Here is a 23,519-nt window from a genome sequence, read left to right on the forward strand (position 1 = left end):
GAGGGGAGAGCAGAGAGCTCTTCTCTTTTTTTGATTTTTGCGAAAACGGTTGCATCAAGATAACGTTTTCATTTATAATAGAAATCGAACAAGTGCAACCGTTTGCATCATTGACCAAACGTGCGACGGGTACTTGTCAAGTTCCCTAAATGTAGTCTGACGACACAAGCATTTGAAGGAAAGGCGGAAAGCATGTATGTCAACGATTGAAGCAGTGATTTTCGATTTGGACGGTGTCATCACTGACACGGCAGAGTACCATTACCTCGCTTGGAAGCAGCTCGGTGAAGAGCTCGGAATTCCATTTGACCGCGAATTCAACGAAACGCTCAAAGGGGTGAGTCGGACTGAATCGCTCGAGCGGATCCTTACGCTCGGCGGAAAACAGAACGACTTTACGCCGGAAGAGAAAGAAGAACTCGCTCAAAAGAAAAACGAGCATTACGTTGAACTCATTCAACATATCTCATCTGACGATCTTCTTCCTGGCATCGTTTCATTCCTGGATGAAATCAAAGAGGCGGGACTTAAAATCGGAATGGCGTCTGCTTCAAAGAACGCATTTGCGGTCGTTGACGCACTAGGTGTCCGTCATTACTTCGACCATATTGTCGATGCAGCAACTGTCGCCCAGTCAAAACCACACCCCGAAGTGTTTTTGAAAGCCGCTTCTGCCCTTGGCGTGAAACCCGAACTCGCCATCGGCGTTGAAGACGCGGCTGCAGGCGTAACTGCAATCAAAGCGGCAAACATGTTTGCTGTCGCCGTCGGGGAAGAATCGATGCTTGGTCATGCAGACCTCATCGTCGCTTCTACCGACGAACTTTCGCTCGATCGCATCCTCGAACGCGCTCGCGTGTAATGGACTACAATCATCTTCCGTGAGACGGCGACTGCCCCGAACAGTCGCCGTCTTTTTATAGTCCAAAAGTCCCGGATAGACAATATTGCCCAAAAAGAGATGACAAGCACATTACAAATCCGTTACACTTTTATAGAAGATATCAAGGGATTATTAGGAATTGCTGATTTAAAATAGGGAATTCCTAAAATTAATTGGATGTAGAAGGGGATTTGTGTATGGAATCTACGAATGTGAATGAACACATTTATCGAGAATTGATGGAAATCGAAGAATCTTATCGTCAATTGCAACGACGTGCGGAATATTTGATTGCGGAATTGAGTCGGGACAAAGAGGAAACAGACTCAACGACTGATGCATCAAAACGCCTACGTCCACGTCGTGTGAATCAGCGTTATCCACTCGAAGTATATGTTCATCAAGTGACGGATCTTTTGAAAGAGCGTCAGACGATGAGCGTACGTGATATCCAGATGGAGCTCGAACTTCGTTACCGCCATCACATTAGCAATATTTACCAATTGATGGTGAAGATTGAAGGGGTCAACCCAGAGATTAAAAAGATTGGCCGCGGCCTTTATACATATGAACCAGCAGAAGAAGTAGCCGTAACACTTTCATAAGTTTGAGCCGATGGGGAACGCCCCATCGGCTTTTTGTTGTAAACGGACTGATAACAACTCATCGATTCAAAATATGATATAATTCGCCAGAGTCTATTTTTTTGAGAGAGGAACTGTCGGCCCATGCTATGGATTGCCATGTTGGTCAGTTTTGTAATGGCCATCTTGATTACACCGCTCGTTCGTCGATTCGCATTCTTTATCGGTGCAGTCGATCATCCGAACGCACGAAAAGTACATATACGGACGATGCCACGAATCGGTGGTCTGGCGATCTTCATCGCCTTCTTCATCGGCTATGCGCTGCTGCTTCCGACGAGTCGCTATAATGACGCCATCTTGATCGGGGCCGTCGTGATTCTCCTGACCGGACTGATTGATGACCGTTTCCAGCTCTCTGCCCGTGTGAAGTTGATGGGGCAGATGATTGCGACGGTCGTCGTCTTGAACTCTGGGATGCGCATCGAGCTCGTCAATCTCCCGTTCGATCAGCAACTGTATCTCGGATCATGGAGTATCCCGGTCACCGTTCTTTGGCTGATTGGGATCACGAACGCGATCAACTTGATTGACGGACTCGACGGGCTTGCTGCGGGTGTCTCGAGTATCGCCCTTGGAACGATTGCCGTCTTGGCAATCATTCAAGGGAACGTCTATTTGACGATGATGGCTTTGTTGTTGCTTGCGAGCACGCTCGGCTTTCTCGTCCACAACTTCTACCCAGCGAAGATTTTCATGGGGGACACGGGAGCGCTGTTTCTCGGCTATATGCTCGCTGTCTTCTCGCTGATCGGATTTAAGAACGTGACATTGTTTTCACTCGTCGTCCCGGTCCTTTTGCTCGGCTTGCCGATCTCGGATACGATTTTCGCGATCGTGCGCCGGCTTGTCCAAGGTCGACCGCCGATGTCACCAGACAAGTCGCATATGCACCACCAGTTGATTGACATGGGGTTCACGACGCGCCAAGCCGTCCTGCTCATGTATGGGATGACGCTATTTTTCGGCATCTCATCCATCTTGTTTGCGAAGACGACAATGCTCGGTGCCGTCATCACGTTCGTCGTGGTCCTGATCGTCATCGAATTGATTGTCGAATCGACGGAACTCATTCATCCGAACTATAAACCCATCATCCGAACGTCTCGGCGACTACTTGGTCGACCGAGGACATAAACAAACGGCCGGTATCGCCTAGCGATATCGGCCGTTTTCTTTAGTAAATCGTTGTCTCGGTCATCGAGTCATCTGTTTCATCGGTTGATGGCTCGTCCGCTGTGACGGGCATCCCAAGCTCCGTTTGGAGAAGGGCTTGCGCGTCCCGGAGGTCAGCAGGGTCAAGCTCATAATAATAGACACCGTTCAACGTCAAATCGGTTCCTTCAAGTGTTTCACGATTGAACGACTTGAGGGATTTTGTATACGGTTGAAGCTGTGAGGCTTCTGACAAGGACATGTTCGTTCGAATGTTCTCGCCGACCGCATTCATAATCCGATTCAATTTGGTGAACGAGTTGATCGTGGTCGCCTCGTTGATGATGGCCTCGATCACTTGTTGCTGTCGACCGGCCCGACCGATGTCACCGGCAGGGTCTTGTTTTCGCATGCGGGCGTATGCAAGTGCTTCTTTTCCGTTCAACACTTGAACGCCTGGCTCTAACTCGACGTTTCCTGTCGCTTTTCCGGAAATAGGGATGAGGACGTCGATTTCGATGCCACCGACCGCGTCGACGAGGTCTTCGATTCCATCAAAGTTGATGGTCGCATAGTAGTCGATGGGGATATCGAGCAAGTTTTCAACGGTTGCGATTGTCGTATCGATGCCGCCGTAAGCATACGCATGATTGATCTTGTCTTTGAATGGTTCTCCGTCATCGAGGATGATATCGACATACGAGTCGCGCGGGATGCTGACGAGCGTCACTTGACGCGATTCCTTGTTGAACGTCGCCACCATCAACGAATCACTTCGGCCTTCTTCGAGCGAGGCGCCGCCATCGACCCCTGCTAACAAGATGGAGAAGTGATCTTTCGTCAAGTCGATGGTTTCGTCACGACGTTCGGACTTGTCGCCACGATCCAATTCTTTGTTCGCGTTCTCCGCGGTCTCGTTCGCTTTGAAGACAAAATAGCCGAAAGCGGAACCGCCGATCAGCAATACGACACCCAACACGATGAGGACGATTTTCCAAGGTGACTTTTTCTTGCGTGGGGGTGTTTCCATGTGGATTCCTCATTTCAGTTGTTTCTTTTATTATAAGTGTTTCAGCGTTTGAAATCACGTTCGATGATGCGAATATCGTGAGTTTGTAGCATGCCTTGACCGTTCGTCATATCTGTCAACCAAGCGATTGCATCTTCGGTTTCTTCGACAGGCACTGATACATAGAACGTGACAAGATCGGCGTACGAGATGTCGTCGAGCAAGTAGGTAGACTGTCGCAATTCATTCTCGACTTTACCGATCCATGTGTAGTCGACGGTGAGCGTCAATTGCTGCATTTGCAAGCGTTCGACAATCCCGATCGCATCGAGTCCTTCACTGACAGTCCCACCGTATGCCCGGATGAGTCCACCTCCGCCCAATTTGATGCCTCCGAAATAACGTGTCACGACGACGACCGTGTCTTTTAGATGACGTTTCCGCAACACCTCGAGCATCGGCATGCCTGCTGTACCACTTGGCTCCCCGTCATCGTTCGCTTTCTGGTGTTCATTCCGTTCCCCGATGATATAGGCAGAACAGTTATGGTTTGCGTTCCAATGCTCTTTTTTGATGCCTTGGATAAACGACTGCGCCTCTTCCTCGGTTTCGACACGTTTGAAGTGGGCGATAAATTTTGACTTTTGTATGACGACTTCGTATGTTCCACTTTGTTTTATAGTATAATTTGACTCAATAGACATTTCTGAAAATTCTCCTTTCTATTTTTGAATATTTTTTTTAGAATTCAAGTAGGCACATACGCTTCAATTGGCGAATGCAATTTATAGAAAATCTCTCATGTTCACTGTAAACCTGTTTTCAAGTGGACGATATATAAGGATAGATGAGGATTAACTACCGAACTATTAGGGGATGGCATCGTGAATCATATTACCGATCGGACAGCTTTAGAACATATCATAACAAATATGATTGATACGGTGACGGAAAGTAAAGAGGAGATTGTCCGTATAACCGAAAGTTCATCAACTGAATATTCTGCGATTCAAAACGAGTTGAAAGAATTGACGGATAAAATCGAGTTCTACATCGAGGAGTCCGATCGACTCGACCGACTCGTGAAAGCCGCAAAAGCCAAGCTCGTTCAAGTCAGCAAAAAGTTTCATATACATAGTGAGCAAGAAATTCGTGACGCCTATGAACGGGCGAATCAGATGCAACTGGAGCGGTTTCTCGTTCAAAAAGAAGAGATGGCGGCCCAGCAGCGTCGCAACGATTTAGAACGACGTCTTCTTATTCTAGAGGACACGATCGAACGTGCCGAAAAACTGATTGGTCGTGTCAGCGTCGTCTTGAACTTCTTACGTGACGACCTGCAACAAGAATATTCGGACATGATGAAAAAGCAGGAGATGGCCATCGGTGTATTCGAAGCGGCCGAGCGTGAACGACGTCACCTCGCTCGCGAGATGCACGACGGACCGGCGCAATCGCTTGCCCACATTTTGATTCGTGCCGACTTGATTGAAAAGACGTTTGATAAACGAGGGAAAGATGAAGCGTTTGCCGAATTACATGAATTGAAAAAGTTGATTCGTGGAGCACTCGTCGACGTACGTCGCTTGATTTACGATTTGCGTCCGATGTCGCTTGACGATTTAGGCTTTTTACCGACGCTCGAGCGCTATCTCCACCAAACGGAGGAGTATACGGCCATCAAGACGCGTCTCAACTATCGCGGGTCACGTGCCCGTCTGCCGGAGAAGTTAGAAATCAACGTGTTCCGTCTCGTGCAGGAAGCGGTGCAAAATGCGATCAAGCATGCCAAGACGCCAGAGATCATCGTCAATGTCGAACAGGCGAGCGATGTGATTCACCTTCACATCCGCGACTATGGCATCGGTTTCGAGCCGAGTACGATTGGCGAAGAATCGTTTGGGATCGTCGGGATGCGTGAGCGAATTGAGTTGGTGAGCGGAAGTATCACCATTGACTCGGAAGTCGGCAAGGGGACGGTCGTCCGCATGTCGATTCCGATTCCGTGAGAGAACAAGGGGGAAGACATACATGGAAATGACACAGACACGCATTGCAATCGTGGATGATCACGAACTGTTCCGCGAAGGATTGAAGCGGATTTTTGATTTGGAAGATGAATTTACGGTCGTCGCAGAAGGGCGTACGGGTCGCGAGGCGATTCGCATCGCCGGCGAACAAAAACCGGAGATCATGATCTTAGACATCAATATGCCGGACATGAACGGGATCGAGGCGACGAAGCAACTGTCGCTCCTGTCACCGGAGACACGCGTCCTCATCCTCTCGATCCATGATGATGAGTCATATATCACGCATGCGCTCGAAGCGGGCGCGTCTGGTTTTCTTTTAAAAGAAGTGGCGTCGACTGAATTGATTTCGGCGGTCCGTGCCGTCGCACGGGACGGGGCTTACCTACACCCGAAAGTGACGACGAACGTCTTGAAAGAGTACCGTCGTCTCTTACAATTCAAAGGGGAACAAGCGGGTCGTGGCGTCGAGAGTCGCACAGATGACCCGGTGTACCAATTGTTGTCACGTCGCGAGGTAGAGGTGTTGCACCTTCTCGCAGATGGTCGGTCGAACCGAGATATCAGTGACATGTTGTTCATCAGTGAAAAAACGGTTAAAAACCATGTGTCCTCTGTCCTTCGTAAAATGGATGTGAACGACCGGACACAAGCGGTCGTCGATGCGATTCGCCGGGGTTGGGTCGAGATTTGAGCGTCACCGATGCTTTACCTCGTTTTTGTGTTACAATATGGAATGGAATCCTAACATAATTGGAAAAATGAAACGACGTAAAGTGAGGATATAGTATGGGAAACATTGCGATTTTAACCGACAGTACCGCCTATCTGTCGGATGATTTTTTGGCACGACATGACGTCCATGTCGCTCCACTCAGTGTCATCTTCGATGGCGCGTCGTACCGCGAGTCGATCGATATGTCGACGGAGGCGTTCTATGAGCGAATCGAGGCAGGCAAGCTACCGACGACGTCTCAACCGGTCATCGGTGAGACGGTCGAGTTGATTGAAAATTTGCCGGATGATGTGACGGACGTGATTGCCATCACACTCTCAAGTGGCATCAGCGGAACGTACCAGTCGATGGTCGCGCTAAATGATATGGTCGATGTGACCGTTCATGCGTTTGACTCAGAGATTTCTTGTATGCCACAAGCGTTCATGGTCGAAGAAGCGTTAAACCTCCGTGACAAAGGCGCCACACCGGAAGAAATCATCGCCCGACTCGAGACGGTCCGTGATTCGATTCGCGCCTATTTCGTCGTCGATGATCTCGATCATCTACAACGTGGTGGACGATTGAGCGCCGCGCAAGCGCTCGTCGGCTCGTTCCTACAAATCAAGCCGGTCCTCCACTTCCAAGACAAGTTGATCGTCCCATTTGAAAAGATTCGTACGTATAAGAAGGCTGTACGTCGAATCGAAGAAATGATGGACGAGTCGATTGCCGATGACGGTGAGGGATACTGTATCGGAATCATTCACGCCAACTGCCCGGAGCGTCAGGCGGAAGAAATCGCTTCGATGAAACAGAAGTTCCCGAAAGCACACATCTCGGGAAGTCATTTCGGTCCGGTCATCGGAACGCATCTCGGACCTGGTGCAATCGGCATCACTTGGTATCGTCGCGAATGGTAAACCACAAGACGACCGTTTCTGGTCGTCTTTTTCAATGGAGGAGGGAATGCGATGGCGAAATATCGCCAAATATTTGAGCGCTTGGCAGAGGAGATGCGGAACGGCACGAGACCTGCAGACTCGAAACTCCCGTCGGAGACGGAGCTGATGCATCAGTTCGAGGCGAGTCGGGGGACGGTCCGAAAGGCACTCGATCTCTTGCAGGAAAACGGGTACGTCCGGAAGCATCACGGGAAAGGCGTCTTCGTATTGAAGCGCGACCAGATCGAGTTTCAATTCAACGGCATCGTCAGTTTCTCAGAAGTGTACGCCAGCATGCTCGGTCGCTCCATCCAGACGCACGTCGCGGCGTTCGAAGAGATGGAGGCCCCACCTTGGCTCGTCGAACGGATGAACTTGAAACCGGGAACGCATGTGTTTCGCATCGAACGCGTCCGAAACTTTGACGGGGAGAACGTCATCTTAGACATCAACTATTTCGTCAAAGACCTCGTTCCTGGATTGACAAAAGAAATCGCTGCTCGATCGATTTATGGATATATCGAAGGAGAGCTTGGCTTACAGATCAGCTACGCCAAACGAAAGATTGCGGCGGAAGACGTGACCGAGCTCGACCGGATGCGTCTTGATTTGCACGACTATGAATATGTTATCGTCATCACGAACGATACGTTCTTATATGAAGGACAACAATTCGAATATACGGAATCGCGTCACCGGTTGGACAAATTCCAGTTCAGTGACGTCGCCCGGCGCTAAAACCTCTTTCGAACAGGAAGAGGTTTTTTGTTTACGTAAACTCAACTTAGGGAATTTTTTACAATAAATCTGGTCACAGAACCTTCACTCGAACTTATATATATAAGTTGTTGACTTAACTTATATAGATAAGTTATACTTTGTTTGTACTCATAAGTAACCGTTTTCATTTGAAGTTTTCAAACAAAGGAGGACAATAAACATGAAGGCAGATTATCGTCAAATTGCCGCAGATATTTTAGAAGCAATCGGCGGCAAAGACAACGTGGACAAAGCCGCACACTGTGTGACACGTCTCCGTCTCTCCCTCAAAGACCAGTCAAAAGTCGATGAGGCACGTGTGAAAGAAGTCGATCTCGTCAAAGGGGCGTTCGAGAACTCGGGCGTGTATCAAATCGTCATCGGAGCCGGTGATGTCGACCGCGTCTATGCCGAGTTCATCAAACTCGCAGGACTCGAAGCGGCAACGGTCGCCGAGGTCAAATCCGCAGGCGGCAAAAAAATGAATCCGCTTCAAAAACTCGTCAAAGTCTTCTCTGACGTCTTTATGCCAATCATTCCAGCCATCATCGTGGCCGGTCTCCTCATGGGGATCAACAACTTACTTGCTTCTGAAGGTCTCTTCATCGAAGGGCAGACGCTCATCGAGGCTTATCCGAACTTACAAGGACTTTGGGACCTCATCAACATGATGGCGAACACGTCATTCGTCTTCTTACCGGCACTTGTCGGATGGTCGGCGACGAAACGTTTCGGCGGAAGCGAAGTACTGGGGATCGTCATGGGTCTCTTGCTTGTCCACCCGGACCTCTTGAACGCTTGGGGTTACGGAACAGCGGCACTTGAAGGAGAAGTACCGACATTCGATATCCTCGGATTGTTCGAGATCGAGAAAGTCGGATATCAAGGCCAAATCTTGCCGGTTCTCGCCGCGGCTTATATTTTGAGCCAAATTGAGATGTTCTTGAAAAAACGTGTACCGAACGCGATTCAACTTTTGGTCGTTCCGATCACGACGATCGTCGTCACTGGATTCCTTGCACTCGCAATTGTTGGACCAATCACACGCGGAATCGGTAATGTGATTGCGACAGGACTCGTCAACACGTTTGAAGCCGTACCGGTCGTCGGGGCACTCCTCTTCGGATTGTTCTACGCACCACTCGTCGTCACAGGGATGCATCACTTGTTCATCGCCATCGACCTTCAGTTGATCGCAGACACAGGCGGTACGTTCATCTGGCCGATGATCGCACTCTCAAATATCGCACAAGGTTCTGCTGCACTCGCTATGTTCTTCGTCTACAAGCACAACGCGAAGCAAAAGAGTATGGCATCGACTTCAGCAATCTCGGCTTACTTCGGGATCACGGAGCCGGCGATGTTCGGGGTCAACTTGCCGAATAAATTCCCGTTCTATTCTGCGATGATCGGGTCAGCGATCGCAGCCATCTTCATCACATTGAATGATGTTCAAGCAATCGCAATCGGTGTCGGAGGACTCCCTGGATTCCTCTCAATCTTCACAGACAAAATCCTTCTCTTCATCGTCGGGATGGTCATCGCGATTATCGTACCGTTCGCGCTTACGTTCATCTTGTCGAAGCGCTACATGAAAAAAGGTGAAATCGAAGAAAATAAAGTCGCATAAGCATTGACTCGGGAGGGAGGGACGGCAGTTCTTCCCTCTTTCCTATTGAAATGAAAACTCTTACAAAAAGGAGATGTCGTTGATGACACAGAAAAATTGGCGCAAATCAGTCGTCTATCAAATTTACCCGAAAAGTTTTTACAGTCCGGAAGGGAACGCAACCGGATCAATCAAAGGGGTGACGGCGAAGCTAGATTACTTGGCAGAACTCGGCATCGAATACATTTGGATGACGCCTGTCTATCAGTCACCTCAACACGACAACGGCTATGACGTGAGTGATTACTATGCCATCGACCCGTCTTACGGCACGATGGAAGACCTTGACGAATTAATCCGTGAGGCAGAGGCGCGGGGCATTGGCCTCATGATGGACATCGTCGTCAACCACTCGTCGACAGACCATGAATGGTTCCAGAAATCATTGGCGGGAGACGAGCGGTACCGTGACTACTACATCTGGCGCGACGAGCCGACGAACTGGGAATCGAAGTTCGGTGGGAACGCGTGGGAATATGACGAGAAGAGCGGGCAATACTATCTCCACTTGTTCGACGTGACCCAGGCCGACTTGAACTGGGAGAATGAACAGATGCGTGAAGACGTCTATGAGATGATGCGCTTCTGGCGCGAGAAAGGAATCAAAGGGTTCCGTCTCGACGTCATCAACTTGATCTCAAAAGAACAAGATTTCCCGGAAGACGAGTCTGACGGTCGGAAGTTCTACACGGACGGCCCACGCATCCACGAATATTTGAAAGAGATGAACCGAGAAGTATTTGACGGGCATGACGTCATCACGGTCGGGGAGATGTCGTCGACGACGCTCGACCATTGCGTGCGCTATTCGAACCCGGACGAGAACGAGCTCAGCATGACGTTCAGCTTCCATCACTTGAAAGTCGACTACCCGAACGGCGAGAAATTCGTCGCCTCCCCGTTCGACTTCATCCAGTTGAAAGACATCATGTCGACGTGGCAACAAGGGATGCACGGGAAGGGATGGAACGCCATCTTCTGGTGCAACCATGACCAACCGCGCGTCGTCAGCCGTTTCGGGAACGACACGAACCATCGCGTCGAGAGTGCGAAGATGCTTGCGACCGTGCTCCACGGACTCCAAGGGACACCGTACATTTATCAAGGAGAAGAGATCGGGATGACGAATCCTGGCTTTGATGATTTGAACGAGTACCGTGACATCGAGACGCTCAACAACTATAAGTTGAAACGCGAAGAAGGTGTGTCGCATGAAGACATGATGGCAGCCATCAAACAAAAGTCACGCGACAACTCGCGGACGCCGATGCAGTGGGATGCGACGACGCATGCCGGCTTCACGAACGGCACACCGTGGATCAACGTGGCACCGAACTACCAGGACGTGAACGTCGAAGCGGCGCTCGATGACCCGAACTCGGTGTTCTACCACTACAAGAACTTGATTGCATTACGAAAAGAACTTGACGTCTTGACGGACGGGGACTACACGCTCCTCACACCTGATTCGTTAGACGTTTGGGCATATACACGGAAGACCGACCGCGAGGAGCTCCTCGTCGTCGCCAACTTCTATGGAACGGAAACGACGTATACCATCCCGGAAGGTTTCGAGCGGGTGAGCGTCGTCAGCCACAACTACGACGTGCCTGAGCTCGACGGGACGACGTTGTCCCTTCGTCCGTACGAGGCGATCATGTTCTACAAACAGAAATAAGTGCAGCTTGCACGAAAACGGATCATCCCGCATGTCGGATGATCCGTTTTTTCGTTCAGTCGGTGAGGATCCGGCTTTCGATGATGTCTTCGAGGAGCGGAGATTCCAATTCATCGTAAAAGAGGGAGGGGACGAAATAGATGTCGTCTTGATCGGTCACGCTGAGCGATAGCGTATGGAACGGGACTTGATGGTCATCGAAATAGCGTCTCGTTCCTCTCGCTATATCTGAAAGTGATTCGTTTGTTGAAGTTGGTTGGGACAAGTCGAGATGGAGGTGACCATACATGGTTCCATATGCAATCAGATCGAACACTTCGTCTAGCTCTAAATCGCTCGGGGAAATGCCTTCCACCACTGGGTCGTCTTCTTCTCTACGGATGAATCCCTGTCCATAGGTAATGGGGTAGGGGAACGTGTCAGAACGTAAGACGCGTTCTGTCCATGCAGCGTATCCATCATTCAACCGTTGATAAGTCGTTTCTCGAAGATGGACCTGATCATAATCATCGTGTGTGACTTGTCCATTGCGTTTCACGTAGACCGTGAACGTCGTATCAGGACTCGTTGGAGAAGTGAATGTGACGAAATAACGTGTGCTATGTGGGAACATGTAGTCGACTTGTTGGATACGCACGTCAAGTGCGGGATAGGTGTGACGAACATATGCTACTGCACTATTCGACACACGCTGTTTCTCGGAATCCGTGCCGAAAACGATGCGAACCCCGAACGTGGCGACAATGATGGTACCGCAAAGAAGAAAGAAAATCCTCCATTTCATTGTGACATCACCTCATCGTGCTGACGCTGGATGATTTGTTCGAGCTCGGAAGAGTCAATTGCTTCTCGTGAGACGCTACCCGTATAAAACCAGTCCTCCTCCCCGCGAAGCGTGACGGACATCGTTCGGAACGGAACGCCAGCCGCGTCCATGTTGTGCTTCAAATCTCGTAATAGAAATGCTGCACGATTGACCGTCGCGATAGGGACATCCACAGAAATAAATAGACTGCCATGGTTAGCACCGATATCTTGAATGTCATAGTCCTGATCGAGGCGAAGAGATTGGAGGTCCAAGGATTCTTTCGGTGAATCGGGTCCGTCCTTTGGGATGAGGACGTCATCGCTCAGATGAACATGTTCTGGGAGCGCGGGTCCGACCAATCGACGATACGCATCATGGATCCGGTCGAACGTATTCATTCCTGAGGTGACGTTCGCATAATCATTGAACGTGATGTCACCATCCGTCGTAATGTGCAATTCAAAATGTGTGTCGATGCTCGTGTCGGAATCGATGGTGAGGAGATAAAGGTCACTTCCCCACATCATCATAGTGGCGCTCGTGATTTCGAGAGATTGATCGCGGTGGTGATCCTCGAGATATGTGGCAGCGACTTGGCGAACGAACTGTTCGTCTTTCGGATGACCGAACAAAAAATGAGAGAGTAGTGTGAAGCTACCGTATAAGATCAAACCTATTCCAACCAAAGAGCCAATGAATCGTCGCATCCGTTCCACGTCCTCACAATTTAGTCTATTTTTCCCATAATCATAACGGATAAAATACGGAAGCGTCATCCGTCAAAAGAACGATTGCGGAAGGGTTTTGTACATCAAGATGATTCGCACGCACATGTGTGTCTTGTTAGCGTGAAAGGAAAAAAGGAGCAAAGGGATATGGGGGAACTCATCGTCGCATCAAACGGGACGCGCGCCATCCGTTTTGGCATCTGCCAACGCTGTCTCAGCACGGACGTCCGGACGTTCACCTGTCACCACGGGTCGTGTTCCTACTGCCGAAACTGTCTTTATCTTGGACGTATCTGCCGATGTGATTTTCTACAAGAGCGGGACATCACGACACCACTCGAAAGAACCGAATTGACGATGCCGTTCGAGCTCGCACCAGCCCAAATGCGGGTCGCAAATCAACTGCTCACATGGTGGGACGAACGGAAGACCGGTCTCGTCCATGCGGTGTGTGGCGCCGGTAAGACCGAGATGACGTTCCCGGTGATCGAGCGGGTCGTCAATGAAGGGAAGCGGGTATTGATCGTGTCCCCGAGGAAAGATGTCGCCATCGAATGGGTGGAACGGCTCGAACAAGCATTCACCGTGCCCGTCACGAGACGGTACGGGGGTGGGGAGAAAGACTCCATCGGGATGATCACGGTGGCGACCGCACCGTTGTTGTTGAATCTACGAGACATGTTCGATTATGTGCTCGTCGATGAGTCCGATGCTTTTCCGTTCGCTTTTGACGTGACGTTATGGCGCACCATCTATCGGGTCGGGAAAGGGGTGTTTGTCTTCATCACGGCGACTCCGACCGCTTGGCAACAGATGGTGTCGACGGTGCATCTGCCCCGTCGCTATCACGGATTTGATTTGCCGGTGCCGACACTCGTCAAACAGTCGGACGAACGGGTTTTTGACTTCTGTCGACGTCACGCCGCAAAACCGCGTCTCTTGTTCGTGCCGACAAAGCCTCACCTCGAGCGATATCGTAAGATGCTAGAAGATGCAGGGTTTACATGTCGGACGGTATCGGCCGAGACCGAGGAGCGGACCGACGCGCTTCACGAGCTTCAAGAGACAAAGGGAATCGTCCTCGCGACATCGATCTGGGAGCGGGGGATGACGGTCCGGGACGTGCAGGTAGGGGTGCTTGAGAGCGAACATCGGCTCTTCTCGACACGAGGGCTTATCCAAATGGCAGGACGGGCCGGACGAAAGCCGGATGCGCCGACAGGCGAGGTCTGTTTCTTTTATCGTGAACGGACGTTTCGGCAAGATTTCGCCATCCGGGCGATCGTGAAGGCGAACAGTCGATGAAATGTCTTCTCTGTCACCAACCGATGACCGTCCCGTGGACACCGGCCACGTTATGGCGACGCGACTGGGTGTGCCCGTCATGTGAGGACGGACTGACGCCGCTCGGGACAGGCTGTCCGCGCTGTGGTCAACCGAACGAGACGGGGGAGACGTGCTCAGATTGCGTCCGCTGGCTCGCGCTCGGCTCTGATTTGACCGTCCGTTGCCTGTACGCCTATGACGAGGCGGGAATCGAGTGGCTACATCGCTTCAAATTCAGTGGCGACGTCGTCATCGCCGCATCGGTCGCACCAAAACTTCGGGCACTGCGAGAACCTGGCGCGACATATGTGCCCGTCCCGCTCAGTGACGAACGACACAGGTCGCGTCGCTTCAATCAAGCGGAGGTGCTCGCACGAAAGGTTGGTCCGACCCGGCAACTGATCGAGAAAACCGAGGTTTCGAGTCAACGCGAACTCGGGAAAGAAGAAAGACGACACCGAACGAATCCTTTCACTGTACCAACTTCAGTGAAATGTGGGAAAATCATTCTTGTAGACGACGTTTATACGACAGGGACGACGCTCCACCAGGCGGCATTTTCACTGCGGCAGGCAGGTGCGACAGAAGTTTCTGCGATTTGCTTATTTCGGGCGCTAAACAAATCAAAAACCCGTCCGATATAAAAGGCAGAGGTGAAACCAATGGATGCAGCATCTTGCCAAATGTGCGGACGCTTGTTTATGAAACAAGGTCGCTCGCCTTATTGCCCATCATGTAGTGAAGTCGACTTCCAAAACTTCTTGAAAGTCCGTGACTTCATTCGTGAACCAGAAAACAAATCAACGAACATCGGCGCCCTCGTCGAAGCGACGGGTGTGTCGGAACTTGATATCACGCGATATATCCATGAAGGACGCCTGATCATCAAGGACAACCCGGAACTCCTCGTCGGCTGCGTACGTTGTGGTCAACCGACGAACGAAGGGAAAGTCTGTTCGAACTGCCAGAGAGATATGCAGAAGGAACTGTCTAGTCTACAAGAGAGCTTGACGAAGTCGTCAAGTGCTCGCGCTTATCGTTTGGATTAACATCATGAAGAGGGGGAAGACGCATGCGCATCGATTCAGCCAAGTGGGTACATTTACCGAACACTTATGAAAAGAAAACGCAAGTCGAGCCGAAGCCCGCGCCATCACGCCAAACGGACCAATTGTCAATCTCGGCGGAAGCCCGCGCCCGGTTTGAAGAACCGGTGAAACATCCGGACCGTCTCGCAAAAATCGACGCTTTGAAAGCAGAGATTGATGCGGGCACGTATTCACGGGACGCGCGTGAAATCGCCAAACGCTTTCTACAAGGATGAATGGAAGCGAGGTCCGTTTGAGGCCTTCGCACTGAATAACACGGCACGGAAGCTGACTAAATAAGGGGCACCCCTTTCTTTAGTCGGCTCTTTTTTTGAAAAAAGGAGAGACTCATGCTCACATTACATAAACGTTTACTCGAATTGGCCTATACGAAAGAACAGCTGCTCGTCCAAAATGACATGGCCGCTTTTAGCGCGCTCGTCAAAGAAGAGGCGAAACTCGTCCGACAAATCTCACAAAAAGAAGCGGAACGACTTCAAGGGACGTATGAATTGGACGATGAAGAGATAGAGGAACTGAGACCGGTCTTGTTCGAGTTGAAGCGTCAGAACGAATTGAACGCATCGCTTCTCGAACAGTCCCTTCGTTATATTACCTGGCACTTGGATATGCTCTTGCCAGAAGCAGATGATTTTACATACGGACAACAGGCGTTTGAAACGCGCTCGTTCAGCCGTGACGTTTAAGGAGGAAGTACAGAATGGGTTCAACATTTATGGGATTAGAGACGGCGCGCCGCAGCCTGACGACACACCAATGGGCGTTACAGGCGACGGGGAACAACGTGGCGAACGCCTCAAACCCTGGCTATTCACGCCAACGCCTCACCCTCGGGATGACGGAACAACTCTCGGTCAACTTCGGCGGAACGAAAGCCGGACAATTCGGGACCGGGGTACGCGGGGAGACGCTCGCCCGGATTCGCGATCTCATGATCGACCAACAGTATCGCGACGAGTCGGTGAAGAATGCGTTCTATGCGACGAAAGAAGCGGCGTTCGGGCGGATGGAGGACATCATCAACGAACCGTCTGAGAACGGCCTTGCCAAGTCGCTCGACTTGTTCTGGGCGTCACTTCAGGACTTGTCGGTCAACCCGGACGATACGGGCGCACGAAGCGTCGTCCGCCAGCGGGCGATGACGCTCGCCGAGACGTTCAACTACATGTCTTCATCGCTGACGAAAGTACAAGACGACTTGAAAGCGGAAGCGGGCGTCGTATCGAAAAAGATCAACGACCTGTTGACGAAGATCAATAACGTGAACCGTCAAATCGGGGACGCGGAACCACTTGGCGTCTTGCCGAACGAACTGTATGACGAGCGCGACCGTTACATGGACGAACTCTCGCAATATATCGAGTTCGAGCGTGTGCCCGTCGATTACTTGAACGGGGAGACGCGTGGGAACTCGCAACGTGTCGCAGAAGGACGAATCGACATCCAAATCACCGTGCCAGGAAATCCGAATCCGATCAAATTGGTCGATGGCATCACGGGTGGCGTCGGGGAAATGACCGAGTCGACGTATCGCGCGGCAGATGCTGCGACATCTGAGACGATGACGCTCCAAGACATGCCGAACGGCAAATTGCGAGCACTCGTTGAAATGTACGGAAGCCAAACGGGTCCTGAAGCGGCGGACGGGGCGTATACGAAGATGCTCAAAGACTTAGACGAGATGGCGAGCGTGTTCGCGACGGCATTTAACAATGCACACATGACGAACAAAGATGCATCAGGGACGGACGGACGAAACGATTTCTTCGTGAACGCAGGGACGAACACGAACACAGATATCACGGCGTCGAACATCGAAGTGAACGAGACGTTCATGAGTAACCTCGACTTGATCGCCGCTTCAAAAGACGGCAATATCGGGGACGGGAGCGGGGCGCTCGAACTCGCACGTCTGAAAGAGATGGCACTCAGCTTTGCCGGGTCGGCCACGACGACGACATCGATCGGGAAGTACTATCAGAACGTCATCGGGAACATGGCGGTCGAGGCGAGCCAGAACGCGAACCTCGCGAAGAGCACGTTCGCCCTTTTGAGTAGCTCGGACCAGCGCCGTCAGTCGGTGAGCGCGGTGTCGCTCGATGAAGAGATGACGATGATGATCCAATATCAACATGCATATAATGCGGCGGCACGGAACATCACGGCCGTTGACGAGATGCTCGACAAAATCATTAACGGCATGGGTGTCGTTGGGAGGTAATGACTGATGCGTGTCACACAGACGATGCTCACACAGACGAACTTGAAACACTTATCGAGTAGCTATAACACGCTCGCCCGCGTCCAGGAACAATTGATCAGCGGGAAACGGATCCAAAAGGCGTCAGAGGATCCGGTCGTCGCGATGCAAGGGATCCGGTACCGGACCGAAGTGCGGGAAGTCGACCAGTTCCGTCGCAACGTCAGCGAGGCGACGAGCTGGATGGACATGACGGACTCGACCTTGAACGAGGTCACGGAAGCCGTCAAACGGATTCGGGAATTGACGACGCAAGCCGCGAACGACACGTACGAGTCGTCACAGCGTGCGATCATCAAGAGTGAGGTCGACCAGTTGATCGAACATATCGGCTCACTCGCCAACTCGAAAGCGGGCGAGAAGTATATTTATAACGGGACGAAAACGGATCAACCGCTCATTGACATGCAGGCGCTGAAAGACTATTTGAATGAAGCGCAAGGGGCGACGCTCGAGTCGATTTATGGAACGGACGGTCCTCCGACGGCGAGCGGGAAAATCGAATTTGAAGTCTCAAAAGGCATCACGATGCAAGTGAACATGCAGCCGGAGACCGTCTTCGGACGAGAGCTCTTCGAAGGATTGAAGCAACTGAGCGGTTTGCTCGCCGATGAGACTACGGGAGGAGCCGACTTATCGGCCCAACTCGAGACACTTGATACGATTGGGCAGAACTTGATCACGGAGCGATCTGAACTCGGTGCCCGGGCGAACCGTTTGGAGCTCGTCGACAATCGTCTACAAGACCATGAAATCATCGCGAAGACGATCATGTCCGACAACGAAGACATCGACGTCGAGAAAGTCATCATGGAGTTGAAGTCGCATGAGACGGTACACCGCGCCGCACTCTCGGCAGGAGCCCGGATCATCCAACCGACGCTCCTTGACTTCCTCCGGTAATCGGTCATGAATCTCGCGAGACTTGAGATGCGGCAAACGTTTGCTGCCATCCAGATGACCTCGAACCGACCGGTGCTCGAGATGCGTCAAGGTCGGGCGGACATGTCGATGCAGCAAGGGAAAGCCGAGATGACGCAACAGACGACCCAAGGGAAACTTGAGATCGACTCGTCGGTGGCACGGAGTGAGAGCAACCTGAAAGGAGCGCTCGAACTCGGTAAGTCGTTCGGACAGATGGGGGAACAAGGGGCCCGCGAAGCGATGATGAACATCGCTCGTGAAGGGGACCGGATGATGCGCATCGAGAACGGCAACCCGATTGCCTCGATGGCGGCAGAGAAAGTGAACGACCCGTATCCGATCGTCGAGATGGGCTATATGCCGAAATCGATCGACCGTGTCAAGTTGACGTATACGCCAGCGGATGTGAAAATCGAATGGAATATCACACCGCCACAGATTGATGTATCGCTCACACCGGCGGACATCTCTTTCACGCCATGGACGACGGACATTTCTCTCCGTCAACAGGCATCGCTCGAGATGTGGCCGGTCGGTGGGATGTATGATGAAACGCGTTGAAAGTGAGGACAATCCATGTTCATTGAAACAGACTACTTTGGCAAGATTGAAATAAATGAAGCGGAGACAATCACGTTCGTCAGTGAGATTCCAGGATTTCCGGACTCGAAGACGTTCGTGTTGATTCCGTACGGGGAAGAGCTGCCGTTCTGGTCGCTCCAGTCGATCGAAGAGAAGGCGTGCGCGTTCGTCGTGACGAATCCGTTCTGGCACAAGTCGGACTATGCGTTCGAACTGTCGGACGGGGCGAAGGACCAGCTCGGGATCGCAGAAGCGGAACACGTCTCTGTCTACTCGATCGTCACGCTCCGTGAGCCGTTCGACGCGTCGACACTCAACTTGAAGGCACCGATCGTCATCGAGACGAAGGAACGTCGCGGGAAGCAAGTCATTTTAGATGATGCCTACCCGGCCCGTTATCCGCTCGGCGGCACGAAGGCGGAGGTGCGCTGATGCTCGTATTGAAACGAAAACAAGGCGAGGCCATCCATATCGGGGACGACGTGACGCTCACCGTGCTCGCCATCGAGGGTGACCAGGTGAAACTCGGCATCGATGCCCCGCGCCATATCGATATCCATCGACATGAAGTGTACATTCAGATGCAAGAAGAGAACGAGTCGGCACGGAACAGTGCCAACTTGATGAAACAGATGATCAAAAAGCAGTCGGAAGCGTGAGCTTTCGACTTTTTTTGTAAATATAGAATGTAAGGGTGACATTTTTCACCTGGTTGGGATAGGATGGAAACGGAAAGGGAAGGAGGGGAATCGATGGGAACGGTCATCAACCAGTTTTTTATTAATATCAGTATCATCTTTTTACTCATGTCGCTCACGTTCTATGTGATGCGGACGGTCTTGCCGATTCAACCGTCCTCCCCACTGTTCGTCCGTTTTTGGTTCGGGGTGTCGAACGGATTGACGGCGATCTTGTTGACCATAAACGCCATCGAGCTTGGCGATGCGAGGATCGACCTCCGCCTCATCCCGATCGCCTTGTCGGCGACGTACGCCGGACCGTTCGGTGCTGTCGTCACCCTCGCGCTCATCTTTATCGGACGCATGACCTTGCATGGGATGAGTGCCCCGTTCGTCGATTCGATTCTCATGTTCGTCGTTTTTTACATCTTTTCGCTTCTCCTCTCGCGTGTCCCGATGCATCGATCACGAGGATATGCCGTCTATGTCGGATTCGGTGCGCTCCTCGTCTTGATTCGTGTGACCGGCAGTGTGGATACGATGGTGTTCGTGAACGTCTTCATCCCATACTTCCTTATGCTGTCGCTCGGGGCGTGGCTCTGTTACTGGGGGGCGAAGAAGCTCGAGACGCATCTATGGATGTTCCTTTTGCATACGCATCGGGCGACCGTCGATGAATTGACGGGACTGCCGAACCGTTACCGGACGCTCGAACAGATGAATGACTTGGAGATGTCCGGGAAGCCATGGACGTTACTCGTCATCGATGTCGACCACTTCAAGCAGTTGAACGATACATATGGTCATCTGGCAGGAGACGCCGCGCTCCGACATATCGGTCAGACGCTCGAACAGCACTGTCCGTCAGGCGGGTTCGTCGGTCGTTACGGCGGGGAGGAGTTCTTGCTTGTGATCGAGGGTAGTGAGCAGGCGAAAGAAGTGGCCGAATCGTTAGTCGAGACGGTTCGCCACACGACGTTCGAATGTCAGGGCGAGGTCATCCCGATGACCGTCTCAATCGGTGCCGCGGTCGCCGGGCACGAACCGAGCATGGTCGTGTTCGAACGAGCGGACGAGGCTTTATATGATGCGAAACGGAATGGACGGGACCAGGTCCGCTTCGCCTAAAAAATCCCCTATAACCGTTGGCAAATGGTGTCCAGCGGTTATAGGGGATTTCACGTTTAGTGAATGTTTTTCTTCTTAAACTGTCCGCCCCGGACGTCGTGAATGTTGCCGATGGCGAGGAACGCTTTCTCGTCATAGTCGTCGAGGATGTCTTTTAATTTCGTCTCCTCGAGTCGGCTGATGACCGTGAAGACGACTTTCTTTCCGTCTCCCGTGTAGGCCCCTTCCCCGTGGAGATACGTCACGCCCCGACCGAGCCGGTCCATGATCGCCTGACCGATTTCTTCCGGTGCGTTCGTGATGATCCACGCCGCCTTCGACTGATCGATCCCTTCCAAGACGACATCGATCGTCTTGAACGCGATGAAATACGTGAGGAGCGAGTACATCGCCCGGTCCCAGCTGAAGACGAAACCGGCTGTCCCGAGGATGAAGATGTTGAAGAACATGACGATCTCTCCGACTGAGAACGGTAACCGGTTCGTGAAGGAGACGGCGAGAATCTCGGTCCCGTCGAGCGAGCCACCGGCGCGGATGACGAGACCGATGCCGGCACCGAGCAAGAAGCCCCCGAAGACGGTCGACAACAGCAAATCGTCCGTGAACGGTTTGATGTCATGCAGGACGATCGTGAACGCCGACATGAGGAGGATCGCCGTCAACGTGACGACAGCGAACGTCTTCCCGATTTGCCGATACCCGAAATAGATGAACGGCAAGTTGAAGAGGACGAGCCAGATGGCGAGTTTCGTCTCCGTCAAATACGAGACGATGATCGAGACCCCGACAATTCCACCGTCAATAATCTGGTTCGGAACGAGGAACGCCTCCAGGCCGACCGCGAAGACGAGGGAACCGAGTAGCAAGAGGACGACTTTTGCAAACAGTTCGGACGCTTTGATCGGATTATGTTCGCGCCTTAAGCGCTGCACTTCCTCCGGTGTCGGGGAAGGCATGGGTGTACGCTGCATACGTGGTGCCCCCTTTCCATTTTCTTAAGTATACCAAAACGAGCCGATACAAAATCCTTTGCGACAGAGAATCTGACATGAATATTCAGAATAGATTGATGATTCCCTGTAAATTATTTCAGTATTATTTTGTGGTAGGCTAAGAAGGTTGTTGAACATGAGAAGGAGGTCCATGCATCATGAAACGAGAGAATAGAACCTGGTTGATGGGGTTTCAAATCATCATGAACATCATCGGCGGACTCATTGCGGCGTACGGGTTGGAGTCCGTCCTCATCCCGAACAACGTGTCGGATGGGGGCGTCACCGGCATCAGTATCGTCGGGTCGCAGCTAACAGGGTTACCGCTCGGGATTTTTATCGGGATTCTCAATATCCCGTTCATCTATCTCGGGTATAAACAGATCGGGAAAAGTTTCGCCATCCTTTCCGTCACAGGGATTGCGTCGTTGTCTGTCGGTACGGTGATCATGCACCATGTCCCGACCATCATCGAGGGCGACGCGCTCCTCATCACCGTAGTCGGCGGAATCATCCTCGGGTTCGGGATGGGGATTTCCCTCCGTAACGGGGGTGCGCTTGACGGGATTGATATGCTGGCCGTCCTCTTGTCCCGTAAACTGCCGTTCGGGACGAGTGACTTGATTCTATTTTTGAATACGTTCGTCTTCATCGTCGTCTCGACGGTGTTCGGGCTTCAAGGAGCCGTCTTGTCGGCGATCGCCTATTTCATCGCCTCAAAAGTGATTCATATCGTCGAAGAGGGATTGAGCGGGGCGAAGACGTTCAAGATCATCACGAGTGAACCGCATGAAATGGTCGAGACGATTCGGGACCGTCTCGGGCGGAGCGCCACGTTGAATCAGATCCAAGGTGCATATTCAAAAGAGAGCTATTACGAAATCACCTGCGTCATCAACCGGCTCGAAGAAAGAAAGATCAAGGACATCATCGACCAAGTCGACCCGAAAGCGTTCGTTGTCGTATACGAGGTGACAGAGGTCAAAGGCGGGAATTTCCAAAAACGCGATATTCACTGACGGATGGCCACGTGCCGTCCGTTTTTTTATACATGTGGCGTGAAAACATTCTGTATGTGTGAACCCGTAAGGCAGGAAATCGGACGCAAAAAGTGGAATGAGACGAGGCAAGGGAAAGGGGAGGATGGAGCATGTACGCACTGATCGGAAAGCTCGTCACGAAAGCGGGACAACGGGACCGACTCGTGGCGATTTTATCGGAAGCGGCACGGGAGATGGAGGCGACGTCAGATTGTGAATCGTATCGGGTCCACGTATCGCTCGACGAGGCGGACACGGTGTTCGTCTATGAAGTGTGGCGGAGTGAGGATGCGCATGCGGCGTCGTTGTCGCTTGCTGAAGTGAGGGCGTATATCGATCAGGCGAAGCCTATCCTCGAGCGGATGGAGCGGATCGCCGCGCTCGAACTGCGGACGTGACGGAATCATCGAATCAAAAGGCGGAAGACCACGTGTCGTCCGTCTTTTTTGCAGGAGA

At 51.7% G+C, this 23,519-nt stretch carries 27 protein-coding genes; 22 read left to right on the top strand and 5 right to left on the bottom strand.

All coding sequences use genetic code 11. The features are described from left to right. Positions 1-196 precede the first annotated feature (196 nt). From pgmB to ACQKD4_RS03100, 3 genes are all read left to right on the top strand, one after another. Positions 197-862 (top strand): beta-phosphoglucomutase, encoded by a 666-nt coding sequence (gene pgmB, locus ACQKD4_RS03090; RefSeq protein ID WP_074033782.1) that lies wholly within the window; start codon positions 197-199, stop codon positions 860-862. Between the two features lie 218 nt (positions 863-1,080). Continuing rightward, entirely contained in the window at positions 1,081-1,488 is a 408-nt protein-coding gene (locus ACQKD4_RS03095) for a hypothetical protein (protein WP_214693715.1), read from the top strand. Positions 1,489-1,611: 123 nt separating this feature from the next. Beyond that, positions 1,612-2,664 (top strand): glycosyltransferase family 4 protein, encoded by a 1,053-nt coding sequence (locus tag ACQKD4_RS03100; protein WP_214693706.1) that lies wholly within the window; start codon positions 1,612-1,614, stop codon positions 2,662-2,664. Positions 2,665-2,704: 40 nt separating this feature from the next. Here ACQKD4_RS03100 and ACQKD4_RS03105 read toward each other — a convergent pair whose 3' ends face one another. Together ACQKD4_RS03105 and ACQKD4_RS03110 are read right to left on the bottom strand one after the other, a co-directional pair. Beyond that, positions 2,705-3,712, bottom strand: coding sequence for an LCP family protein (locus ACQKD4_RS03105; RefSeq protein WP_214693705.1), 1,008 nt, complete (start codon positions 3,710-3,712; stop codon positions 2,705-2,707). 41 nt (positions 3,713-3,753) lie between these two features. Then, on the bottom strand, positions 3,754-4,395 hold the full coding sequence (locus ACQKD4_RS03110; protein ID WP_214693697.1) for a YigZ family protein: 642 nt from the start codon (positions 4,393-4,395) through the stop codon (positions 3,754-3,756). A gap of 180 nt (positions 4,396-4,575) precedes the next feature. On the opposite strand from ACQKD4_RS03110, the gene ACQKD4_RS03115 reads away from it, so the two are divergent. The 6 genes from ACQKD4_RS03115 (at position 4,576) to treC (ending at position 11,486) form a co-directional block, all read left to right on the top strand. Then, positions 4,576-5,700, top strand: a complete 1,125-nt coding sequence (locus ACQKD4_RS03115) for a sensor histidine kinase (protein WP_427372457.1) — start codon at positions 4,576-4,578, stop codon at positions 5,698-5,700. A 22-nt stretch (positions 5,701-5,722) separates the two neighbouring features. Next, positions 5,723-6,415 (top strand): response regulator transcription factor, encoded by a 693-nt coding sequence (locus tag ACQKD4_RS03120; protein ID WP_271305325.1) that lies wholly within the window; start codon positions 5,723-5,725, stop codon positions 6,413-6,415. A 95-nt stretch (positions 6,416-6,510) separates the two neighbouring features. Continuing rightward, the gene (locus tag ACQKD4_RS03125) at positions 6,511-7,359 is read left to right on the top strand and encodes a DegV family protein (protein ID WP_427372458.1); all 849 of its coding nucleotides are present in this window, start codon (positions 6,511-6,513) and stop codon (positions 7,357-7,359) included. 51 nt (positions 7,360-7,410) lie between these two features. Then, positions 7,411-8,118 (top strand): trehalose operon repressor, encoded by a 708-nt coding sequence (treR, locus tag ACQKD4_RS03130; protein ID WP_214693692.1) that lies wholly within the window; start codon positions 7,411-7,413, stop codon positions 8,116-8,118. A gap of 202 nt (positions 8,119-8,320) precedes the next feature. Next, complete coding sequence (gene treP, locus ACQKD4_RS03135; RefSeq protein ID WP_274665489.1) at positions 8,321-9,769, top strand: PTS system trehalose-specific EIIBC component; 1,449 nt, start codon at positions 8,321-8,323, stop codon at positions 9,767-9,769. A gap of 82 nt (positions 9,770-9,851) precedes the next feature. Further along, positions 9,852-11,486 (top strand): alpha,alpha-phosphotrehalase, encoded by a 1,635-nt coding sequence (gene treC / locus ACQKD4_RS03140; RefSeq protein WP_271305323.1) that lies wholly within the window; start codon positions 9,852-9,854, stop codon positions 11,484-11,486. Between the two features lie 55 nt (positions 11,487-11,541). Here treC and ACQKD4_RS03145 read toward each other — a convergent pair whose 3' ends face one another. Then, entirely contained in the window at positions 11,542-12,270 is a 729-nt protein-coding gene (locus tag ACQKD4_RS03145) for a hypothetical protein (protein WP_427372459.1), read from the bottom strand. Then, positions 12,267-13,001 carry a hypothetical protein gene (locus ACQKD4_RS03150; RefSeq protein ID WP_427372460.1) on the bottom strand — a complete coding sequence of 245 codons (735 nt, stop codon included), beginning with the start codon at positions 12,999-13,001 and terminating at the stop codon, positions 12,267-12,269. Before ACQKD4_RS03150 ends, ACQKD4_RS03145 begins: the two co-directional genes overlap by 4 nt. A 168-nt stretch (positions 13,002-13,169) precedes the next feature. On the opposite strand from ACQKD4_RS03150, the gene ACQKD4_RS03155 reads away from it, so the two are divergent. The 11 genes from ACQKD4_RS03155 to ACQKD4_RS03205 all read left to right on the top strand — a co-directional run bounded on the left by ACQKD4_RS03155 (position 13,170) and on the right by ACQKD4_RS03205 (position 21,031). Further along, a complete protein-coding gene (locus tag ACQKD4_RS03155) occupies positions 13,170-14,327 on the top strand; it encodes a DEAD/DEAH box helicase family protein (protein ID WP_427372461.1) in 1,158 nt (385 codons plus the stop codon). Next, the gene (locus tag ACQKD4_RS03160; RefSeq protein ID WP_427372462.1) at positions 14,324-14,992 is read left to right on the top strand and encodes a ComF family protein; all 669 of its coding nucleotides are present in this window, start codon (positions 14,324-14,326) and stop codon (positions 14,990-14,992) included. The genes ACQKD4_RS03155 and ACQKD4_RS03160 overlap by 4 nt, the downstream gene beginning before the upstream one ends. 18 nt (positions 14,993-15,010) lie before the next feature. Further along, positions 15,011-15,397: a flagellar protein gene (locus tag ACQKD4_RS03165; protein ID WP_074033761.1), complete on the top strand. Its 387-nt coding sequence runs from the start codon at positions 15,011-15,013 to the stop codon at positions 15,395-15,397. A 23-nt stretch (positions 15,398-15,420) separates the two neighbouring features. Then, positions 15,421-15,672 (top strand): flagellar biosynthesis anti-sigma factor FlgM, encoded by a 252-nt coding sequence (locus tag ACQKD4_RS03170; protein ID WP_074033759.1) that lies wholly within the window; start codon positions 15,421-15,423, stop codon positions 15,670-15,672. Positions 15,673-15,786: 114 nt separating this feature from the next. Next, on the top strand, positions 15,787-16,143 hold the full coding sequence (gene flgN / locus ACQKD4_RS03175) for a flagellar export chaperone FlgN (protein ID WP_074033757.1): 357 nt from the start codon (positions 15,787-15,789) through the stop codon (positions 16,141-16,143). A gap of 14 nt (positions 16,144-16,157) precedes the next feature. Then, positions 16,158-17,678 carry a flagellar hook-associated protein FlgK gene (flgK, locus tag ACQKD4_RS03180; protein WP_427372463.1) on the top strand — a complete coding sequence of 507 codons (1,521 nt, stop codon included), beginning with the start codon at positions 16,158-16,160 and terminating at the stop codon, positions 17,676-17,678. A gap of 6 nt (positions 17,679-17,684) precedes the next feature. Next, entirely contained in the window at positions 17,685-18,620 is a 936-nt protein-coding gene (gene flgL / locus ACQKD4_RS03185) for a flagellar hook-associated protein FlgL (protein ID WP_427372464.1), read from the top strand. Between the two features lie 27 nt (positions 18,621-18,647). Beyond that, positions 18,648-19,202 carry a DUF6470 family protein gene (locus ACQKD4_RS03190; RefSeq protein WP_251125723.1) on the top strand — a complete coding sequence of 185 codons (555 nt, stop codon included), beginning with the start codon at positions 18,648-18,650 and terminating at the stop codon, positions 19,200-19,202. Between the two features lie 15 nt (positions 19,203-19,217). Next, positions 19,218-19,655 (top strand): flagellar assembly protein FliW, encoded by a 438-nt coding sequence (gene fliW, locus ACQKD4_RS03195; RefSeq protein WP_074033745.1) that lies wholly within the window; start codon positions 19,218-19,220, stop codon positions 19,653-19,655. Further along, positions 19,655-19,882 (top strand): carbon storage regulator CsrA, encoded by a 228-nt coding sequence (gene csrA / locus ACQKD4_RS03200; RefSeq protein WP_214785909.1) that lies wholly within the window; start codon positions 19,655-19,657, stop codon positions 19,880-19,882. Before fliW ends, csrA begins: the two co-directional genes overlap by 1 nt. A gap of 93 nt (positions 19,883-19,975) precedes the next feature. Beyond that, complete coding sequence (locus ACQKD4_RS03205) at positions 19,976-21,031, top strand: GGDEF domain-containing protein (protein ID WP_427372465.1); 1,056 nt, start codon at positions 19,976-19,978, stop codon at positions 21,029-21,031. Between the two features lie 56 nt (positions 21,032-21,087). Here the strand turns inward: ACQKD4_RS03205 and ACQKD4_RS03210 are convergent, their stop codons facing one another. Beyond that, entirely contained in the window at positions 21,088-22,002 is a 915-nt protein-coding gene (locus ACQKD4_RS03210) for a YitT family protein (protein ID WP_427372466.1), read from the bottom strand. Between the two features lie 179 nt (positions 22,003-22,181). On the opposite strand from ACQKD4_RS03210, the gene ACQKD4_RS03215 reads away from it, so the two are divergent. Together ACQKD4_RS03215 and ACQKD4_RS03220 are read left to right on the top strand one after the other, a co-directional pair. Further along, on the top strand, positions 22,182-23,042 hold the full coding sequence (locus tag ACQKD4_RS03215) for a YitT family protein (RefSeq protein ID WP_224861781.1): 861 nt from the start codon (positions 22,182-22,184) through the stop codon (positions 23,040-23,042). A gap of 131 nt (positions 23,043-23,173) precedes the next feature. Next, the gene (locus tag ACQKD4_RS03220) at positions 23,174-23,461 is read left to right on the top strand and encodes a putative quinol monooxygenase (RefSeq protein WP_074033738.1); all 288 of its coding nucleotides are present in this window, start codon (positions 23,174-23,176) and stop codon (positions 23,459-23,461) included. Positions 23,462-23,519: the final 58 nt, after the last annotated feature.

The organism is Exiguobacterium sp. NPDC077395 (genome assembly GCF_050269125.1).
In the GTDB taxonomy this organism is placed as follows: Bacteria; Bacillota; Bacilli; order Exiguobacteriales; family Exiguobacteriaceae; genus Exiguobacterium; species Exiguobacterium aestuarii_A.

Excerpts from the sequence above, each read along its gene's own strand:
- pgmB (WP_074033782.1), top strand. The coding sequence starts at position 197 with ATGTCAACGATTGAAGCAGTGATTTTCGATTTGGACGGTGTCATCACT.
- ACQKD4_RS03095 (WP_214693715.1), top strand. The coding sequence starts at position 1,081 with ATGGAATCTACGAATGTGAATGAACACATTTATCGAGAATTGATGGAA.
- ACQKD4_RS03100 (WP_214693706.1), top strand. The coding sequence starts at position 1,612 with ATGCTATGGATTGCCATGTTGGTCAGTTTTGTAATGGCCATCTTGATT.
- ACQKD4_RS03105 (WP_214693705.1), bottom strand. The coding sequence starts at position 3,712 with ATGGAAACACCCCCACGCAAGAAAAAGTCACCTTGGAAAATCGTCCTC.
- ACQKD4_RS03110 (WP_214693697.1), bottom strand. The coding sequence starts at position 4,395 with ATGTCTATTGAGTCAAATTATACTATAAAACAAAGTGGAACATACGAA.
- ACQKD4_RS03120 (WP_271305325.1), top strand. The coding sequence starts at position 5,723 with ATGGAAATGACACAGACACGCATTGCAATCGTGGATGATCACGAACTG.
- ACQKD4_RS03125 (WP_427372458.1), top strand. The coding sequence starts at position 6,511 with ATGGGAAACATTGCGATTTTAACCGACAGTACCGCCTATCTGTCGGAT.
- treR (WP_214693692.1), top strand. The coding sequence starts at position 7,411 with ATGGCGAAATATCGCCAAATATTTGAGCGCTTGGCAGAGGAGATGCGG.
- treP (WP_274665489.1), top strand. The coding sequence starts at position 8,321 with ATGAAGGCAGATTATCGTCAAATTGCCGCAGATATTTTAGAAGCAATC.
- treC (WP_271305323.1), top strand. The coding sequence starts at position 9,852 with ATGACACAGAAAAATTGGCGCAAATCAGTCGTCTATCAAATTTACCCG.
- ACQKD4_RS03145 (WP_427372459.1), bottom strand. The coding sequence starts at position 12,270 with ATGAAATGGAGGATTTTCTTTCTTCTTTGCGGTACCATCATTGTCGCC.
- ACQKD4_RS03150 (WP_427372460.1), bottom strand. The coding sequence starts at position 13,001 with ATGCGACGATTCATTGGCTCTTTGGTTGGAATAGGTTTGATCTTATAC.
- ACQKD4_RS03155 (WP_427372461.1), top strand. The coding sequence starts at position 13,170 with ATGGGGGAACTCATCGTCGCATCAAACGGGACGCGCGCCATCCGTTTT.
- ACQKD4_RS03160 (WP_427372462.1), top strand. The coding sequence starts at position 14,324 with ATGAAATGTCTTCTCTGTCACCAACCGATGACCGTCCCGTGGACACCG.
- ACQKD4_RS03165 (WP_074033761.1), top strand. The coding sequence starts at position 15,011 with ATGGATGCAGCATCTTGCCAAATGTGCGGACGCTTGTTTATGAAACAA.
- ACQKD4_RS03170 (WP_074033759.1), top strand. The coding sequence starts at position 15,421 with ATGCGCATCGATTCAGCCAAGTGGGTACATTTACCGAACACTTATGAA.
- flgN (WP_074033757.1), top strand. The coding sequence starts at position 15,787 with ATGCTCACATTACATAAACGTTTACTCGAATTGGCCTATACGAAAGAA.
- flgK (WP_427372463.1), top strand. The coding sequence starts at position 16,158 with ATGGGTTCAACATTTATGGGATTAGAGACGGCGCGCCGCAGCCTGACG.
- flgL (WP_427372464.1), top strand. The coding sequence starts at position 17,685 with ATGCGTGTCACACAGACGATGCTCACACAGACGAACTTGAAACACTTA.
- ACQKD4_RS03190 (WP_251125723.1), top strand. The coding sequence starts at position 18,648 with ATGCGGCAAACGTTTGCTGCCATCCAGATGACCTCGAACCGACCGGTG.
- fliW (WP_074033745.1), top strand. The coding sequence starts at position 19,218 with ATGTTCATTGAAACAGACTACTTTGGCAAGATTGAAATAAATGAAGCG.
- csrA (WP_214785909.1), top strand. The coding sequence starts at position 19,655 with ATGCTCGTATTGAAACGAAAACAAGGCGAGGCCATCCATATCGGGGAC.
- ACQKD4_RS03205 (WP_427372465.1), top strand. The coding sequence starts at position 19,976 with ATGGGAACGGTCATCAACCAGTTTTTTATTAATATCAGTATCATCTTT.
- ACQKD4_RS03210 (WP_427372466.1), bottom strand. The coding sequence starts at position 22,002 with ATGCAGCGTACACCCATGCCTTCCCCGACACCGGAGGAAGTGCAGCGC.
- ACQKD4_RS03215 (WP_224861781.1), top strand. The coding sequence starts at position 22,182 with ATGAAACGAGAGAATAGAACCTGGTTGATGGGGTTTCAAATCATCATG.
- ACQKD4_RS03220 (WP_074033738.1), top strand. The coding sequence starts at position 23,174 with ATGTACGCACTGATCGGAAAGCTCGTCACGAAAGCGGGACAACGGGAC.